Here is a 463-nt window from a genome sequence, read left to right on the forward strand (position 1 = left end):
CCGCCTCCGGCCTCGCCGCTGCCTCGGTCGGTATGCTTGCAAGTCCGTATCTCAGTCGCGCGGCCGACCGTCCGCAAATCGCAGGCGGCATCCAGTCCGGCGATGTGTCCGAAGGCTCCGCGGTGATCTGGGCCCGGGCCGACCGGCCGGCGCGGCTGCAGGTGGAATGGTCGACCGTCGAGAGCTTCAGGACGATCATGGCCTCGGCTGCGTGTGATGCACGGCCCGAGGACGATTTGACGTCGAAACTGTCGCTCCAGGGCCTGCCGCCGGGACAGGACATCTTCTATCGCGTTCGCTTCGACGACATCGCGAGCGGCTTGCCCGGCGAAAGCCGCGTCGGGCATTTCCGCACCGCGCCGGCCACAGGGACATCGATATCGTTCCTGTGGTCCGGCGACACCGCGGGCCAGGGCTGGGGCATCGATCTGTCGCGCGGCGGCTATCGCAGCTATCGCACCAT

1 protein-coding gene is annotated in these 463 nt (G+C 68.0%); it reads left to right on the forward strand.

Annotated features, from left to right (window positions below):
* Nucleotides 1–463, forward strand: a 463-nt coding sequence (locus AACY08_RS29445) for a PhoD-like phosphatase N-terminal domain-containing protein (protein WP_339472603.1), incomplete at both ends; no start/stop codon positions are given.

It is taken from the genome of Pseudomonas sp. EL_65y_Pfl1_R83 (genome assembly GCF_963970695.1).
Lineage (GTDB): Bacteria > Pseudomonadota > Gammaproteobacteria > Pseudomonadales > Pseudomonadaceae > Aquipseudomonas > Aquipseudomonas tritici.